The following is a 16,386-nucleotide window of genomic DNA, read 5'->3' as shown; positions in this document are numbered from 1 at the left end:
ATTTTACCGCTTGTTCTTTAAATTCTTGACTGTAACGCTGCCGCTGTTCTCCCATTTTACACACTCCGCTTTACATTGATATTTTTTCTATTATATCAATTCGGTGTGTCCATCTAGTAGTCTAACTTCAAAAACAGCGTTATATCTCTAATCATACCGTTTGCGGAACAGTTTCCTTGTGGGACTCCACTCCTCGTATGTCATGACATCTTCGCCGATTAAGAGTTTATAGCCTTTACAGAAATCGCATCAGTTTCGGTACTTCATTGAGAATATTTGGCCTTATAGGTTCCTATGTTTTTTCAAACACCATCCGAATGATTACGATTATCGTAAAACATTTACTTAAGTAGGTTTGACTCCACTTTTCTAACAAAAGATTGGGCTAAGCTTCCGCTTAGCCAAACCAAACATATAAATTTTCTCTCTTAAAAAAAGCCATACCTTTTTGTAGATTTCTCTACACAAGGCATGGCCTATTTTATTTCAACATAGATTCAAGAGGCTCTGCAATAATACGCTGCACATCTTCTAAAATAATAGATAATCGACGTTCGGCTTCAAACAGCTGGTTGATTCTTGGATTCAGCGAGAGCACCTCATATAGCTTCTGGATTTGTTCCAATTCCTCTTGCGGCGGCATTTCGCCTACTGCCATTTTTTGCTGAAGCTCATTTTGACGCTTACGAAAATCCTCCAGTAAACTTTTGCTTGAAGCATCCCCGTCAATGGTCGTGCGACTTTCTTTCATCTCCCGATATTCGCTGCTTTCCTTAATTGCTTTTGCCAATTCATAGGCCTTATCATGTACATTCATGTCTCATTCCTCCTAGACGGTTGAGTAAAAATTGTTGTATTTTTCCACATGCATAAGCCCCCTAGCAGTATTTGCAGCTCAGCTAATAAAACACACTTTCGGACAGATGCCTAGGCACCAAGGGATATATGTCCTCATATGATGGAGTAGTTTACTTTGCTTAAACAGCAATGCCATCTTTGATGCTGGAAGGAGTGTTCGCTATTGACCAGGACGAAAATTGGAATATCCATTCAAGGCACCAGCATCTATTTGGATGATCGGACCGTTGTTCTAAGTGAAGCCATTGCAAAAAAATGGAAAATACCAACCAATCAATCGCTGACCTTACGGTTTGGCTCTGCTAAGCAGGATGTCAAAGTCGTCTCCGCCTCGATTTCAAACAGTTTACGTCTCAACTCTGCTCTCGCTTCCAAAATCGGTCTTCATAATGGGGCTCAGCTCTGTCTCCATTATAGGCAACATACAAGCACCTTGTCGATTGGCCCCCTCATTGGGGTTATGATCAGCCGCGTTTATGAGAATTCAGCAGATCGTCCTTTTGGCGCAATCACCGCTTTTTGCAGAGAAATGGCCGAAGCCTGCAATATGTTTGGCGCGCTCGTGTGCTTCTTTCCGCCGGAGGAAATGCGTGCATCTGCCTCGTCCGTATCCGCATACTCATTTTCCAATGGTTCATGGAGCAAAAAAACGTTTCCGATACCCAATGTCATCTATAATCGGCTAACCTCCCGCAAATATGAAAACTTGACGAATGTTCAACATTTCATGAAAGATGTCAAATCCCGATTTGGGACTGATATTTTCAATGAGAAGTATTTGAACAAAACGGAAGTATTCGAAGCTTTGCACAAAGACAGCAACCTGCACGGGTATTTACCGGAGTCCTATCTTTTCAAAAATTATCAAATGCTGAAATCCATGGCCAGCCGCCATCAAGTCTTATTCCTTAAGCCCATCACAGGCAGTCTAGGCAAAGGAATTATCCGAATCCGCAAGGAATCCGGAGAAGCTTATACCTGTCATTTTACCAATCTCTCCGGTGCTCGCAAACAATCTTTCTCCTCATTGACAGGGGTTTTTCAAGCCCTTGCCGGCAAGCTTAAAACACAGCGATATCAGTTACAGCAAGGACTCGATTTAATTACTTCCGACAGCAGACCCGTTGATTTCCGTTCATTGGTCCAAAAAGGAGCGCAAGGTCAATGGTCCATCACCTCCATTGTAGGCCGCATCGCAGGCACCCAGCATTTTGTTTCTAATCTGGCTCGAGGTGGAAGTCTCACGACGGCAGGGGGAGCTCTGGCCAAATCATCCCTTGCTGCATCCACTCGCGTCTCCGTACTTGGAAGGCTGCGTAAAGCATCTCTGGACATCGCCAGAGGCATTGAAGCACAAATACCGAATCATTTTGGAGAATTAGGGATCGATTTGGCTGTTGATAACTCGGGCAAGGTATGGCTGCTTGAAGTCAACTCCAAACCATCCAAAGATGACAATACCCCGCTTCATCATGAACGTAAAATTAGGCCTTCCGTGAAACAAATTGTGCAATATGCGCGATATCTAGCGAAGTTTTGAGGTGATCACATGCTGCTAAGCGCTAAGCTTCCCTTGTTAGGGATTATGGTAACGGAACTGAATCAGAGGCTGCCCTTCGCAAATTCAGATTTCTACGAGCGACTCACTCAGGTGGGTGCCAGTGAAGGCTTGGATGTATTCGTTTTCTCTCCAAATCGTATTGATTGGCAGCAAGAAACGGTTAAAGGCTACTTCTACAGGAGTGAACGGCAAGCATGGACGACGAATTTCTTTCCACTGCCTTCGCTTATTTATGACCGCTGTTTCTTTCATAGCAAACAAACCTACCATCAGTACCGTTACCATGTGCGCAAGCTGCGAGCATTACCACGAATTCGCTTTCTCGGATACGGTTTGGGCGGAAAGTGGGAAGTAGGGCAGATGCTGCAAAAGGAACACGCCTTACAATTGCATTTACCTGAAACCACTCTTCTAACGCGCGGCTCTGAATTACGAGAATGGCTTCGAACAAGAAACGACGTCTTCCTTAAACCTCAGGGAGGCATGCAAGGCAGAGGTGCTCTGCACGTCTGTAAACTAAATCCCAATGAGCCTGACAGCACGATCCAGATCAAAGGACGCGATGCGCGCAATCAACCGATTCATCAACACTTTGGAAGCTTTACAGCTTGTTGGCATTGGCTCCGACAGTTAATTGGGAATCGCCCCTATTTGATGCAACAATTTCTAACCCTGCATTCATCAGAGGGATTGGCATATGACATCCGTTCACTTGTTCAAAAAAATGGCCGCGGCTTTTGGGAAAGCACCGGCATGGCGGTCAGGATCGGTAAGCCTGGCAGCGTTACATCGAATCTGCATGGTGGCGGGACGGCGGAGGATGTTGCTGTTTTTCTTGCTCGGGAGTTTGGCAGCAGCAAAAGAGATGAGTTAATAGATACATTAACTTTACTTTCCAATGTCATTCCAACCGTCCTGGAAGCCCATCATGGCCGACTTGCTGAACTAGGCATTGATCTGGGGATCGACCGAGATGGACTCGTATGGATTTTGGAAGTTAACTCCAAACCGGGAAGAACCATTTTTGCTCGTACCCATAACGAGAAAGCTCGCATCCAGTCCATAGCAAATCCCATTCATTATGCTAGTTTTTTACTACAAAGAAAGCTGAGCTAAGCTCGGCCGCGGTAAGAAGCGCTTCTTGGCAAATCCTTTCATCTGCCTCCAGCAGCGCAGAAGACCTCGTAAGGCAACAAGTTTAGGAGGGTAACCTAATGAGTTTGACAACATGCATGCTCCATGCCGTAAAACGAACAGATAGATCGGTCTACTTAACAAGCGAGCTCGTCAAAGCTTTACGGTTAACCGGCACCAAATCGATTACTGTAAAGGTCGGCAGCAAATCTGCAACCCTACCGATCCGCCTGATCAAAAAGCCTGGTCTGCATATGTACGTTCCAATTTCACTTATGACAACTTTGCGAATTCCCCGTATCGGCAACGTCTTGGCTGTTAGTAATGCCAGTAAAGAACTGAGGATCGGTCCTATTATTGGTATTTTAACGAACGTGAATACAAACAGCCCCGCTCCTTTCGGTTCAAAAACAGGATTCATACGGCAAGTCTTGCAAACAGGCTCCAATAAATCATTTTTGTTCGCTTTCAGTCCCAATCAGGTGAATTGGATCCAAGAAACGGTTACAGGTGTAATTCCCAAAGACGGGGGAGGATGGATTCGCAAGACATTCCCTCTGCCAGACGTTGTCTATAATCGGCTTTCCAGCCGCAAAGAGGAAAAATCCGCGGGCATACAAGGCTTTAAGGAGCGCTTCGTACGTCGGGGAATCCCACTTTTCAATTGGAGTTTCTTCGATAAATGGGACGTATACAAAATGTTAGATGGCGATGATGCCTTCCGCTTTGTCCCAGAATCCAGAATTAATCCTTCTGCCGAGCAAATCAAGGAAATGCTTGATAAACATAAATTCATTTACTTGAAACCGACAGCCGGAAGCCTGGGCATCGGCATCTTCCGTGTGACCTACAACCCCAAAAAGGGCTATTTCGTAAGGTACCGCAAAGGCGGCAAAAACGTTCTTATCCGCTATGGCAAATTTGAAGGGTTAATGCAAATGCTCGGAACAGGACGTGGTCGCTTGACGAACTACGTTGCTCAACAAGGCATCCGCCTTATCGAAATTGATAGCTGTCCGATTGACTTTCGTTTCCATTTAACGAAGAATGGCAGCAACAAATGGGTCGTAGCTGCCATTGGTGCCAAAAAATCAGGCAAAGGCAGTGTAACAACCCATATTCGCAATGGGGGGCAATTAATGACGCCCGAGCAAGTGCTGCGCCAAATTTATGGCAGCCGATCAGGAGAAGTACTCACAAATGCCAAAGAAACAGCGATTAAGCTTGCGGAAGGCATAGAAAATAACTACAGCCATCTGCTCGGGGAGCTCGGATTCGATATTGGTATCGATCAAAGTGAAAAAATCTGGATGTTCGAGGCGAATGCCAAACCGGGCAGATCCATTTTCAAACACCCTTCTTTGAAAGAGGGCGATACAGCCACTCTGACAAATATCTATGATCATTGTCTCTATTTAAGTCGTTTCCGTTCTAGGAGGGAAAGCTAATGGGCCTCACCCTGCATGAGAAAGGGCAGCAGCCAACGCTTGCCATTCTAACTGTGAAAGACAGTAAACGAGTATTCCGAGGGAACCTGGATAATTTTCTTGACTTAATCCAAACAGGTGAACGGCTTGGTATGGATGTGTATGTGGTCACAACGAAGGACTTTACCTTATCCGGTCAGGAAATGTACGGCTATCGCTACAATATGGAGGCAAAAAAGTGGAGCAGGGAGCTCGTTCCCTCTCCACAAGTGATTTACAATCGTATTCCTTATCGCAAAATGGAAATGAAGCCGGAGGTTCAACAAACGATCCAAGCCTGCAATCGCAGCTCCAGCGTTCAACTGTTCAATCCTTCTTTTTTCAACAAATGGACATTGTTCGAATGGTTGAGCACAGCCAAAGAAAGCAAAACCTTTATTCCCGATACCCAGCAGTTGAAATCGGCTCACGACTTGACCCAGTTGATGCATAAACACGCCGTTCTTTACTTGAAGCCCGTTCGCGGTAAAGCAGGCAAAGGGATTATGCGTATTGAACAAATAACGAGCAAAAATAACCCAAATCAGTTTCGCTTAAGCCGTCAAGACAATAAGCAAATGGCTTACAGCTATCACAGCTCGATCGATGATGTCTGGAGTGAATGGAATAAACACCGCGGTTCCCATGATTACATCGCTCAGCAAGGCATTGCTTTAACACGGTATAAAGAACGCGCATATGACTTAAGAGCACTTGTTCAGAAAAACGCTAAGGGGATATGGAGTGTATCCGGTATTGGCGCTCGGCTTGCCGGCAAAGCCAGCATTACCACACATGTCCCGCGCGGGGGTTCCATCGATGATCCACGCAAGCTGCTCACGCACGCTTTTGGAGGGGCAACAGCGAAAAATATTCTTTCACGGGTTCGAATTGCCGCTGTGAAATTAGCGAAACAAATTGAAAAGTCTTCGGGAAATCAACTCGGCGAAATGTCCATGGATATTGGCGTGGATACCGACGGACACATTTGGTTTTTTGAAGCTAATTCGAAACCAATGAAATTTGATGAACCGAAAATTCGCCAAAAATCACTTGAACGGGTTATTCGTTACAGCCTCTATTTAATTAATCATAGGAGAAGAAGGTGACTATACTTGTCTCCTCAACGACTCGGCATACTCGCCATCTATTTAAACAATACTCGGCTGGAAGAACTCACTTACTTCCAAAGACTAAGCAAGGAAGGTAAAAAGCTGGGTATTCAAGTCGAAGTATTCACACCGGAAGACGTGGAAAGCGACAACGCCGTGCGTACATTGACATATGATTTCGAGCTCAGGAAATGGATTCGCAAGCGGACTTCCTTTCCCCCTGTCATCTATGATCGCTGCCGTTATAAAGCAGCGGCCAATTATCAAATGCTCAAAGCATTTCGGAACCGTTTCTCCAAATTAATTTATCTAAGCAGACCGTTAGCTAACAAATGGTATATGCATGAAACTCTTTCCGAGAACGAAGATATTCGGCGTTATTTGCCCGCTACGATTCGATATAACTCAACACAACAACTGTTAAAAGCTTTGAAAACTCATAAGCTGATCTATGTAAAACCGAAAAACGGCACAGGCGGAAGAGGGATTTTGCGCATTGAACAGTTGGGCGATGACCTTTATTTGCTTCAAGGACGCGATCAACACCGTACCATCATCGCGCCTTATCGCGCAACGGAAAGACAGCTTAAAGTCAAGCTTCATACCCTGAAATTAAGTCCTGATTACGTTATTCAACAAGGTATTAATTTGAAGTTAAAAGACGGACGCGTACACGACTATCGCTTGCTGATTCAGAAAAATGGTCTTGGAGAGTGGGAAGTGACCGGTTGTGCGGGCCGTATCGGCCCTCATCGTAGTATCACATCCAATCTGCATGGAGGCGGCAGCGCCGTTACCCAAGATAGGCTGCTGGCTGCCCGCTTTTCTTCTCCACAAAAAATAGAAGACATCAAAAAAGAAATGACCAGCTTCGCTATTCTTCTCGCCGATTACTTGGAAAGCAAATTCGGTAAGTTATGCGAGCTCGGCATGGACATTGCTGTTGACCCTGAAGGAGCCATCTGGCTGATTGAAGTGAATCCAAAACCTTCTCGGGAAATTTTTCGTAAAATTGGTCAGCATGCAACCTATCAGAAGGCGATTACTCGTCCACTCGAATATGCAGTTTGGATGCAAAATCAAAAAAAGAAAACCGAAGATTAACAAAAGCGAAAGCAAAAGCGAAAGCAAAAGCGAAAAGCGATGGTTCCGGCGTCACATCGCTTCCGTTCTACATAGGCTGAGGATACTGAATCTGAAAGAAATTTACTAACTTTTATGCTCAGCTCAATTGAAGAACCGATACATATTAAATTTGAATATTCGTATCTGAAACCATAAAAAGACCGATTTGAATGCTCCTGTTTGGAGCAACAATCGGTCTTCGTTTCCGTTCATCGTTCATTTACGCTATTGTACCCACTTTGTTCGCTACGGCCTCGATACCATCCGGATCAAAGGTAACCGTCGCACTATATACCGTCGTAGATATTGTAAAATCCCCAGTAATGCCGCCGCCTCCACCTGCATACGACTTCGTCGCAGTTTTCGGAGCAATAATCAAGGTATCCCCAGTCACGAGAGTCCCTTCATTTCTGATAACATTGAGTACCCCAACAAAAGAAGGCATTTCTGATCAGCATCCTTTATCTATCGATCTGCTTATAGTGTATGCCCTTCAGACGTTGATTGCGACTGTCTAACAGAATTTACACATAATCGAGAATTTCAACAAACCCGCTTATCCGGATATGTGCGCCTTCCAGCTCCCCCGGCTCCCGGAATCCGGCGTAATCACAGGCTACAACCGTTAGATGATTACGAAGTCCGGCCTCCACATCCGAAGAACGGTCGCCAACCATCCACGCAGAACTGATGTTATGTTTCTTGAGAAGAATATCAACAAGGTCCACTTTCGATTTGGTTTGATACTCTCCTGCGCTGTATAAGCCTTCAAATATATGTCCTAAGCCTTTGGCCTCGATCACGTTTTTCACATAACCTTCCAGTCCATTGCTTGCTACAAATAGGCGTATGCCTTTGGCATGTAATGCCTGCAAGGTTTCCGCTACACCTTCGTAAAGCAGCCCTTGCCCCCCTGCAATCCCTCCATTTGATGTCGCAGCAGCACAACGTCCGCTTCTTGACGAGCTGCCACAGAAGCTTCCGGCATAACACGTTGCCAGATATGCTCAAGCAGCATGCCAAGTGCTCCCAGAATCCGCTCCTCAGGCGGTGTTTCTCCTATGAAAAGTCCTTTTTGCCTAAGTTCATCAAAAGTCGCATGGTAAGCAGGCAGCAGCAAAGTTTCCGTTTTAAATAAGGTGCCATCTAAATCGAAAAGCATGGCTTCCGGTTGTCTTTTTTGATTATTCATCTCAAGCTCCTTCTCGCATTCCATTGCTTCATGGTTTTGGTTTCATGATCTTAGTTAAGAATGGCAAACATACCCATGTAAGTCAATGTTCATATTTGACAAAATGACTGTTGCTGATACGAAATAATTCAGTTATGATTGAAATGAGAATAATTACATCCGAAAATGATATTTTTATGCAAAATGAAGTATGAAATCAACAATATGTTGGTTTCTTACCATTATCCTAACCTACAACCAGTCCATGAAAGTGAGGAATATGAGAATGAATATTCATATTTTCCAAAATCAGCAAGAACTTAATGAAGCAGGCGCAGGCATTATTACTTCGCTCGTCCAGACGCAGCCTAAAGCAGTACTTGGCCTTGCAACCGGCGGAACACCTGTAGGTATATATGAAGAGCTTGTTAAAGCTTATAATAAAGGACGCGTCAGCTTTAAATCCGTCACTACCTTTAATTTGGATGAGTACGTCGGTTTGCCCGAAGATCATCCAGAGAGCTACCATGCCTATATGAAGCAGCATTTATTTGCGCACATTGACCTTCCTTTAAATCAAGCTCTGATTCCTAATGGCAACGCAGCGGATTTAGAAGAGGAATGTGAGCTATATAACCAAAGACTTGAGGAAGCCAAACAAATTGATTTGCAAATTCTTGGACTAGGCCATAACGGACACATCGGTTTCAACGAACCTGATCATTCACTGATCAGCGGCACCCACCGTGTGGAATTAAAATCGGAAACGCGTGAAGCGAATGCTCGCTACTTTAACTCGATCAATGAAGTCCCCAGTCATGCCTTGACCATGGGCGTCGGCACGATTTTGAAAGCCAAAACGATTCTCCTCATTGTTCGTGGAGCAGATAAAGCAGAGATCGTACATCGTGCGCTTACGGGTCCGATTACGACTGAAATTCCAGCCACTCTTCTCCAAACTCACCCCCACCTTGTCGTGCTCATGGATGCAGAGGCCGGGAGGTTATTTGAATGAATGAATTCGTCATCACCGGGGCTAACATCGTAACCGAGCAGGGCGTCATGGACCACGGCGTTGTTCACATCAAAGATGGCAAGTTTGCTTATGTCGGTGATTCATCTCAGTGGAAGGGTACAGCAGATTCCCACATACCGTCTATCGATGCCGCCGGCAGCTGGCTGTTGCCAGGCTTCATCGACGTACACGTACATGGCGGATATGGCGCCGATTTCATGGATGCGAGTTCGGAAGCGCTGGATACGATTACACGGTTCCATTCGCTTCATGGTACAACCGCCTTGTTAGCGACTACGATGACGGCAACTCGAGAAGACATCGAGCGTGTGCTTGGCGAGGTGCACAGCTACATGAACGAATCGATGCCTTATGCCCAAATCCTTGGGATCCATATGGAGGGTCCGTTCATCTCGCCCAAATGGGCGGGTGCGCAAGATCCGAAGCTGATGGTCCCGCCACAGCTCGCCTGGATGGAAGACTGGCACGAGCGCTATCCGCAGCTCGTGAAGCAGTTGACCTTGGCCCCCGAACGCGAGGGGGCGCTGGAGCTGATCGCGTGGCTGCGCGATCACGGTATCGTTGCCGCATGCGGCCACACCGACGCGACCTACGCCGACATGCAGTCGGCTGTTCGCGAAGGGCTTACGCATGCGGTGCACACCTATAACGCGATGAAGCCGCTGCATCATCGCGAGCCCGGAACCGTCGGTGCGGTACTCACCGACGCGCGCATCAGCGGCGAAATCATCGCCGATGGGCATCACGTGCACCCAGCAGCGATTCGCCTGCTGGTTCTTGCCAAGCAGCCGCATGGCGTGCTGCTGATCACAGACGCGATGTCCGCCGCAGGACTCGGCGACGGACACTACGAGCTAGGCGGGCTAGCCGTAACCGTCCAGTCGGGCGTTGCCCGGCTGACGGAAGGCGGCGCGCTCGCCGGCAGCACGCTGACCATGATCGATGCGCTCCGTTTCATGGTGCGCGAGGTCGGCGTCAGCGTCGAAGACGCGAGCCGCTTCGCCAGCGGCAATCCTGCGCGGCTGCTCGGCCTCGCAGAGACGCACGGCTCGATCGCTCCAGGGAAACAGGCTGACTTCTTGCTCGTCAGCCCCGAACTCGACCTCGAACATATCTGGATTCGCGGACAAAAGGTTCAATCTTAATTTATTAGGCCCCACACCTCGTCAACAGACGAGGTGCGGGGCTTTTTTAACATGATAGTATAAGTTCTCAGGGGAGGACTGAGGGGTTACCCTTTCTAAATGAAAGTCTGGAATCGAGCATGTTGGAGATGATATTTTTTCGATGAACGTGGTCATGGCTAGTTACTCTTTTCATGGAGAATCTCCGGGTGTCGAGAAAGTCTCGGCTGCCTGAGATTTTCCTGTTTAGGATGCGAGGAGAGGGGTAGTTTCTGAGCGTTTTATCCAACTCCGAAATTGCTTTTGGCGCCGAGTTCGACTTCAACATGTGGAGAGCCTTTCCTTTTTCTGACCGGGACGCCTAAGGAACTCAGCAACCCTTATTTGATCAAATAACAAAGAGTTATCGTTTTAACGAACTCCAGACGCGTTATTGCAAGTAAAAGTGCATCATTTCAATAAAAATCGACTCCATAAGGTCGCTTCAGTTCGTTAGATGAATCGACAGGCTCATTTCTCATCGCTAACAACCCCTACGGTTCGTTAGCGTAGACAACACAAATATGGAGTTGCTCATTGTTGGAATGTTCCTGTTGTGCAGGACTTTACCAACTTTTGTCGAAACCCCCTCCTATGCCGTACACGGATCAGAAAGGATTGAAACCAACACCCATGATCTATTTCATCAAAATCGCGTACACCTTATTATTTCCTCCGGGAATTATTTTTTTATTACTACTTTGTATCGCCTTCTTGCTGAAACAAAAAAAAGAGCATCTCGGCTCTTTTCTCATCCTCTTAACTACGGCGATTTTGTATGTCTGTTCCATTCCTTACTTTAGCAATTTTTTGCTAAGCTCTATAGAACAGCGCTATCAAACGCCTGTTCAAGTTTCCGGCGATGTGCTTGTTATGCTTACCGGAGGAGCCATCTCAGAACCGGCTGATCCCCTTACCGGAGGCAATGGCTATCTGACTTCAACGACAGCTTCACGCGTGCTTACACTTGCCGAATTGTACCGCGTCACCAAACTGCCAATCATCTTGTCCGGCGGCCAAGTATTCAATGATTCAGGCAATGAATCTCAGATTGCTCTCCGTCATCTCCTCGCTCTTGGCGTACCGGAGTCCGCAATCCAGCTTGATGATACAAGTCTCAATACCGAAGAGAATGCGCAACACACCGAAGCCATCCTTAAAAAGAAAGGCTGGAAACAGCCCATCCTTATCACATCGGCCTTTCATATGGCGCGATCGGTCAAACAATTTCAAAAACTCAATGTCCGTGTCATCCCTTATCCAACGGATTTCATTACTCAGCAGAAGCAAGACCTGACCCTGAATAAGTTCATTCCATCAGCAGGCAGCTTATCCAATACAACGATTGCGTTGAAGGAATATTTAGGACTATTGGCCGCTAAAAATTAGTGGTTCAGTTGTAAAAACCGCCAGAATCGATATGGCGGTTTCAAGTTTTTTCCCGTTATCCAAGATTCAATTGCCACGAGACACCAAATTTATCTTGAACCCAGCCAAACTTATCAGAAAAAGGATACGTGGCTAAGGGCATTAAAACGGAGCCGTCTTGAGACAATCCCTCATAGACTTTGTTGATCTCTTCTTCCGTCTCGCATGTTACATACAGGGATATGGCAGGGGTAAATGTAAACCCGTGCTTTGCGTTACTATCCACACACATAAACACTTGTCCGTTTATAGAAAATCGTGCTTGCAGCACGGTTCCTTCAGCCCCCGCCTCATTAGCGCCATACCTTCGAATACTAATGATTTCTGATTGGTCAAATAAAGAAGTATACAAATTCATTGCCTCATCAGCCTGGCCATCGAACATTAAAAATGTAGCTATTTTTTGAGTAGCGTTCCCCACTATGTTCAGCTCCTTCTTCTGTTTCACAATTTCCTCTATTATAGCATGGAGAATAGAACTGATTTTTAAACCAATTCTCAGTTACTTTGCCACCCACTGCCCCTCGCTGAACCGTGGCAACGCGACCCCTGAGCTTTCGTTTCCAAACGCCACACAAACGCAATGGCATTAACGGTATAATAGCATTATTTTGTTAAAGCTATCCGACGGACGCCTGGGCTGCCTCCCGGAGCCGTTCCTATATATAAATACCCGTTATGACTTGTAGCTGTAGTTACGCCGTACACTGTGCCTTCTGGATCGTGCCAGCTTCCGATAAGCTCTCCCTGCGGGCTGAGCTCCACAGCAAGCCCATGCTTCGCCGGTGCGCTTGCACCGTTTAGCAGCGACTGCGGTATTTTGGCCATGGTACTGGCCAACCAAGGGTTGCTATGCATCTGATCTACAAAGGAAAGGCGAGTCGTGAAGATACCGACCCAGAAATGACCTTGCTCATCACGCGTAACGTTGTCTGGAAAGCCTGCGAGATTGTCCGCAAAAATATCAGATGTCCCTTTCTTTGGACCCTTGAGCCAGTATCTGGTCAACTGATAATGATACGATTCCGCCACAAGCACAAAATCTTCATCCGCAGACAAGACAACCCCGTTTGCAAAGTAAAGGCCTTCTAACAGGACGGTCGTTTGCTTGGTCTTTGGATCGTACTTCAGCAAACGTCCATGCGGCTTGTTCTCGGCCATTTCTTTGAAGGTCACGCTGCCATAGTTCGAGGTATCGGAAAAATAAATTGCGCCGTCCTTGGCAATATCAAGTTCGTTAGCTAAATAGATCGGCTTGCCGTCCACTTGATCGGCCAATACCTCTATACTCCCGGATGGGTTTATAGATAGCAGTCCCTTCTTGACATCAGTAACGATCAAATTGCCATTGGCATCGAATATAAGCCCATTAGGCGTTCCTTTGGTGTCTGCAAAAACTTGGGCCTTTTGCGGATTGCCCTCTGCATCGAAAGCAACCTTGTAAATTTTCCCGTCAGAATCTCCTGTATACATCTCGCCATCCTTATTGAAGGTGATGAATTCAGGGGATTTAGGGGCATCAGTAACAATTTGCGCCGAGCTGAGTTTGTTGTTCTGTTGCCATGGGCCCGGTTCCTGAAAAGAGGGGGCTGTCGGCGCGGACCATTTTGCCGGTTGGATCGGTGAAGGAATAAGCAAAAAAACGATCACTCCGAGAACGAGCAACGTAAGCAGTGATAACACAAATCTGCGTACTATTTTACGCAGTGAGCCTTTCGGACGATTTACGCCTTCAGTAGCTTTAGTGGACATTAGAGCGCCTCCTTTATATATAAGCGAAATTTAGATTTGGACTACGATTTTACCGAAATATTGCTTTCCTTCAGCCAAGAGCGCGAATGCTTCTCCAATTCGGGCCAGCGGGAATACATGGTCGATAACGGGATGTAATTGATGATGGGCAATCGCTCGATTCATCTTTTCAAAGTGATCTCGGTTGCCGACTTGACTGCCGCGAATAGTTGCAGCTTTCTGCAAGATGCTGGTGACATCGTATTCTGGAATGGTCAAGCCTGATAAGAATCCGACCATACTCAAAGTCCCTCCAATGCGAAGCGCATTTATGGATTTGACCATCGTAGCCGCTCCTCCAACATCCAGAACGTGATCGACGCCGCCAGTCAGCTCTAACGCTGCCTTATCCCAATCGGGAACTTCCGAATAGTTGATCGTTTGCCATGCGCCGAGCGCTTTTGCCCGTTCTAGCTTGGCGTTGCTGCTCGAAGTGATGATAGCTCGTGCTCCGGCCATCAGAGCGAATTGAAGCCCAAATATGGAAACACCGCCTGTTCCTTGCAGCAGCACGGTATCGCCCGCTTTCAAACCACCGTATTCGATTAGCATGCTCCATGCGGTTAATGCCGCGATCGGCAAGGTGGCGGCCTCCTCCCAAGTGAGGTGATCGGGAATATGGACGATTCCGTCTTCGTGTAGAACGACATACTCGGCCGCTACTCCGTTCAATGGACCTCCCAGACTATCTTCTAATACCCCCGGTCTTGGATCGCCGGCCATGAATCGCTGTTGCAAATTACCCGCTACCCGATGTCCAACCTGAAACTTTGTTACTCCTTGGCCAACGGCTACAATTTCTCCAGCTCCGTCTGATAACGGAATGAAGGGAAATTTGATTTCAATCGGCATTAATCCGCTCAGGATCACGAGATCCCTGTAATTGAGAGAAGCTGCTTTCATGCGGATCAGCACCTCCTGAGGGCCCGGCGTTGGTATGTCCAGTTCCGTCAAGTTCAATTCCTCAAAGCCGAAACCATTTGTCAGTTGAATAGCTTTCATCGTATTGTCCTCCCTGCAAGATCAGATTGATTACCCATATTCTTATTATGCCCAGATCCTCCGCGTGGACGAAGCATGCCTCCAACAAGCCGAAGACCTTGCTTGCGTGTTATGAATCGCGATAACTGCGCTCCGATATAATTCTGCACACCCGGAACGACGTATATTTTCCCCTCCTTCAATGCGCGAAGCGCAACCTCTACGACTCTTTCCGGCGTATCTTTCTTTCCTACTGAGGCTTCTTCCGTTCCTACCACACTAAAGAAGCTGGTGTCCGTCGAGCCGGGACAAAGTGCAAAGAATTGAACGCCGCGGTCCTGGTTTTCCCACCATAACGCTTGAGTAAACGACAGAACGAAAGCTTTCGTGGCTCCATATACGGCCATATAGGGAAGTGGCTGAAATCCGGCAGTTGAAGCCACATTAATAACTGCACCTGAGCCATTGCGCAACATGTCCGGCAAGAACAAGTGGGTCATATCTACAACAGCGGCGACATTGAGCATAACTTCTTCATGTTGACGCTCACCTGACACTTGTTCAAAATAACCATGTGTAGCAAAGCCTGCATTGTTGATCAGCATGTCGATATCCACTTTCAAACGTCGGCATTGCTGGTACAACTCGCTTGGTGCGCCCTCTTTCGCAAGATCCATAGATATAACCTCGGCTTTGATGCCATACATCTTTCTGAGCTCTGATGCCAGGCTCTCAAGCTTACCCTCCGATCGGGCCACGAGGACCAAATGGCTACCTTGTTTGGCTAGTTGTCTGGCGAATTGCTCTCCAATACCGGAAGAAGCTCCCGTAACGAGCGCCCATTTACCTTGAATGATCATAGTGCTACTCTCCTTTTAGATACTGTGTTATAATATAGAAACACTGTTACCAGTTGAACAAAAAAATTCTGATTCCTAAGAAAGGCAAAAATCCATTGCACTATTTGGTAACAGTGTTTCCGATTGGACTCATTGTAACCTGCATGATTTAGAAAGTCAATATGCTCTTTCCAGAATCCTAGAACACTTGAACAGCTAACGTCGTCTCATTGACAACTGCTTAACAACTGTATAAAATTCCTTGCAAGAGAGTCAGAAACTTCGTTTCCTGACGAAAACATGATAACCGAAGGTGATGAATATGAGCGGTCAGGATATCTCCTCCAATACAAACTCACGAGTGTTGAAAACCTACCAAGAAGCTCGCTTGCAAAATACTGAAAATCTCCGCAAGCTCGTTGTTGATGCTGCGGCAACACTCTTGCAAGAAGAAGGGCCGGAAGCCGTTACGGTGCGTAAAGTAGCACAGAAAATGGATTGCTCGACAAAAATCATCTATAGCTTGTTTGTCAATAAAGAGGGCTTGGCTCAACAGTTGTATCTGGAAGGTTGTAAGCTTCTTGCGAACGAATTCGAGGGGACACCGCAAACGGCTGATCCGATACAGCATTTTCTTAATTTAGGCGAAGCTTTCTGGCAATTCGGGCAGCGCTATTCCAGCTATTATAAGCTGATGTTCGGAGGAGCCTTTGCAAATTTC

General features: G+C 46.6%; 15 protein-coding genes and 1 pseudogene. 9 read left to right on the top strand and 7 right to left on the bottom strand.

The window, feature by feature from the left end; all coding sequences use genetic code 11:
- Positions 1-481: 481 nt before the first annotated feature.
- A complete protein-coding gene (locus FU659_RS31830) occupies positions 482-817 on the bottom strand; it encodes a YlbF/YmcA family competence regulator (RefSeq protein WP_147951239.1) in 336 nt (111 codons plus the stop codon).
- A gap of 204 nt (positions 818-1,021) precedes the next feature.
- On the opposite strand from FU659_RS31830, the gene FU659_RS31825 reads away from it, so the two are divergent.
- From FU659_RS31825 to FU659_RS31805, 5 genes are all read left to right on the top strand, one after another.
- Entirely contained in the window at positions 1,022-2,398 is a 1,377-nt protein-coding gene (locus tag FU659_RS31825) for a YheC/YheD family endospore coat-associated protein (RefSeq protein WP_147951238.1), read from the top strand.
- Positions 2,399-2,407: 9 nt separating this feature from the next.
- Positions 2,408-3,535 (top strand): YheC/YheD family endospore coat-associated protein, encoded by a 1,128-nt coding sequence (locus FU659_RS31820; RefSeq protein ID WP_147951237.1) that lies wholly within the window; start codon positions 2,408-2,410, stop codon positions 3,533-3,535.
- Between the two features lie 98 nt (positions 3,536-3,633).
- A complete protein-coding gene (locus FU659_RS31815; protein WP_147951236.1) occupies positions 3,634-5,001 on the top strand; it encodes a YheC/YheD family endospore coat-associated protein in 1,368 nt (455 codons plus the stop codon).
- A complete protein-coding gene (locus tag FU659_RS31810; protein ID WP_147951235.1) occupies positions 5,001-6,128 on the top strand; it encodes a YheC/YheD family endospore coat-associated protein in 1,128 nt (375 codons plus the stop codon). The genes FU659_RS31815 and FU659_RS31810 overlap by 1 nt, the downstream gene beginning before the upstream one ends.
- Positions 6,129-6,134: 6 nt before the next feature.
- Complete coding sequence (locus FU659_RS31805; protein WP_147951234.1) at positions 6,135-7,235, top strand: YheC/YheD family endospore coat-associated protein; 1,101 nt, start codon at positions 6,135-6,137, stop codon at positions 7,233-7,235.
- 241 nt (positions 7,236-7,476) lie between these two features.
- On the opposite strand, the gene FU659_RS31800 is transcribed toward FU659_RS31805, so the two are convergent.
- Together FU659_RS31800 and FU659_RS31795 are read right to left on the bottom strand one after the other, a co-directional pair.
- Positions 7,477-7,701: a spore germination protein gene (locus FU659_RS31800; protein ID WP_147951233.1), complete on the bottom strand. Its 225-nt coding sequence runs from the start codon at positions 7,699-7,701 to the stop codon at positions 7,477-7,479.
- Between the two features lie 79 nt (positions 7,702-7,780).
- Positions 7,781-8,448, bottom strand: a pseudogene (locus FU659_RS31795) (HAD family hydrolase).
- Between the two features lie 265 nt (positions 8,449-8,713).
- On the opposite strand from FU659_RS31795, the gene nagB reads away from it, so the two are divergent.
- The 3 genes from nagB to FU659_RS31780 all read left to right on the top strand — a co-directional run bounded on the left by nagB (position 8,714) and on the right by FU659_RS31780 (position 12,015).
- Complete coding sequence (gene nagB, locus FU659_RS31790; RefSeq protein WP_147951232.1) at positions 8,714-9,442, top strand: glucosamine-6-phosphate deaminase; 729 nt, start codon at positions 8,714-8,716, stop codon at positions 9,440-9,442.
- Positions 9,439-10,608 carry an N-acetylglucosamine-6-phosphate deacetylase gene (gene nagA, locus FU659_RS31785; RefSeq protein ID WP_147951231.1) on the top strand — a complete coding sequence of 390 codons (1,170 nt, stop codon included), beginning with the start codon at positions 9,439-9,441 and terminating at the stop codon, positions 10,606-10,608. The genes nagB and nagA overlap by 4 nt, the downstream gene beginning before the upstream one ends.
- Positions 10,609-11,202: 594 nt before the next feature.
- On the top strand, positions 11,203-12,015 hold the full coding sequence (locus tag FU659_RS31780; RefSeq protein WP_147951230.1) for a YdcF family protein: 813 nt from the start codon (positions 11,203-11,205) through the stop codon (positions 12,013-12,015).
- A gap of 55 nt (positions 12,016-12,070) precedes the next feature.
- On the opposite strand, the gene FU659_RS31775 is transcribed toward FU659_RS31780, so the two are convergent.
- From FU659_RS31775 to FU659_RS31760, 4 genes are all read right to left on the bottom strand, one after another.
- Positions 12,071-12,475, bottom strand: a complete 405-nt coding sequence (locus FU659_RS31775) for a VOC family protein (RefSeq protein WP_147951240.1) — start codon at positions 12,473-12,475, stop codon at positions 12,071-12,073.
- Between the two features lie 185 nt (positions 12,476-12,660).
- Positions 12,661-13,806 (bottom strand): SMP-30/gluconolactonase/LRE family protein, encoded by a 1,146-nt coding sequence (locus FU659_RS31770; protein WP_147951229.1) that lies wholly within the window; start codon positions 13,804-13,806, stop codon positions 12,661-12,663.
- 30 nt (positions 13,807-13,836) lie between these two features.
- On the bottom strand, positions 13,837-14,847 hold the full coding sequence (locus FU659_RS31765) for a zinc-dependent alcohol dehydrogenase family protein (protein ID WP_147951228.1): 1,011 nt from the start codon (positions 14,845-14,847) through the stop codon (positions 13,837-13,839).
- The gene (locus FU659_RS31760; RefSeq protein WP_147951227.1) at positions 14,844-15,686 is read right to left on the bottom strand and encodes an SDR family NAD(P)-dependent oxidoreductase; all 843 of its coding nucleotides are present in this window, start codon (positions 15,684-15,686) and stop codon (positions 14,844-14,846) included. Before FU659_RS31760 ends, FU659_RS31765 begins: the two co-directional genes overlap by 4 nt.
- Positions 15,687-15,987: 301 nt before the next feature.
- Between FU659_RS31760 and FU659_RS31755 the strand changes: the two genes are divergently transcribed.
- Positions 15,988-16,386, top strand: a 399-nt coding sequence (locus tag FU659_RS31755; RefSeq protein WP_147951226.1) for a TetR/AcrR family transcriptional regulator, incomplete at its 3' end; no start/stop codon positions are given.

It is taken from the genome of Paenibacillus sp. N3.4, from assembly GCF_008017805.1.
Taxonomy (GTDB): Bacteria; Bacillota; Bacilli; order Paenibacillales; family NBRC-103111; genus Paenibacillus_E.
This window is presented reverse-complemented; position numbering and strand designations above follow the sequence as displayed.

Excerpts from the sequence above, each read along its gene's own strand:
- FU659_RS31820 (WP_147951237.1), top strand. The coding sequence starts at position 2,408 with ATGCTGCTAAGCGCTAAGCTTCCCTTGTTAGGGATTATGGTAACGGAA.
- FU659_RS31810 (WP_147951235.1), top strand. The coding sequence starts at position 5,001 with ATGGGCCTCACCCTGCATGAGAAAGGGCAGCAGCCAACGCTTGCCATT.
- FU659_RS31830 (WP_147951239.1), bottom strand. The coding sequence starts at position 817 with ATGAATGTACATGATAAGGCCTATGAATTGGCAAAAGCAATTAAGGAA.
- FU659_RS31765 (WP_147951228.1), bottom strand. The coding sequence starts at position 14,847 with ATGAAAGCTATTCAACTGACAAATGGTTTCGGCTTTGAGGAATTGAAC.
- FU659_RS31815 (WP_147951236.1), top strand. The coding sequence starts at position 3,634 with ATGAGTTTGACAACATGCATGCTCCATGCCGTAAAACGAACAGATAGA.
- FU659_RS31800 (WP_147951233.1), bottom strand. The coding sequence starts at position 7,701 with ATGCCTTCTTTTGTTGGGGTACTCAATGTTATCAGAAATGAAGGGACT.
- FU659_RS31770 (WP_147951229.1), bottom strand. The coding sequence starts at position 13,806 with ATGTCCACTAAAGCTACTGAAGGCGTAAATCGTCCGAAAGGCTCACTG.
- nagB (WP_147951232.1), top strand. The coding sequence starts at position 8,714 with ATGAATATTCATATTTTCCAAAATCAGCAAGAACTTAATGAAGCAGGC.
- FU659_RS31760 (WP_147951227.1), bottom strand. The coding sequence starts at position 15,686 with ATGATCATTCAAGGTAAATGGGCGCTCGTTACGGGAGCTTCTTCCGGT.
- nagA (WP_147951231.1), top strand. The coding sequence starts at position 9,439 with ATGAATGAATTCGTCATCACCGGGGCTAACATCGTAACCGAGCAGGGC.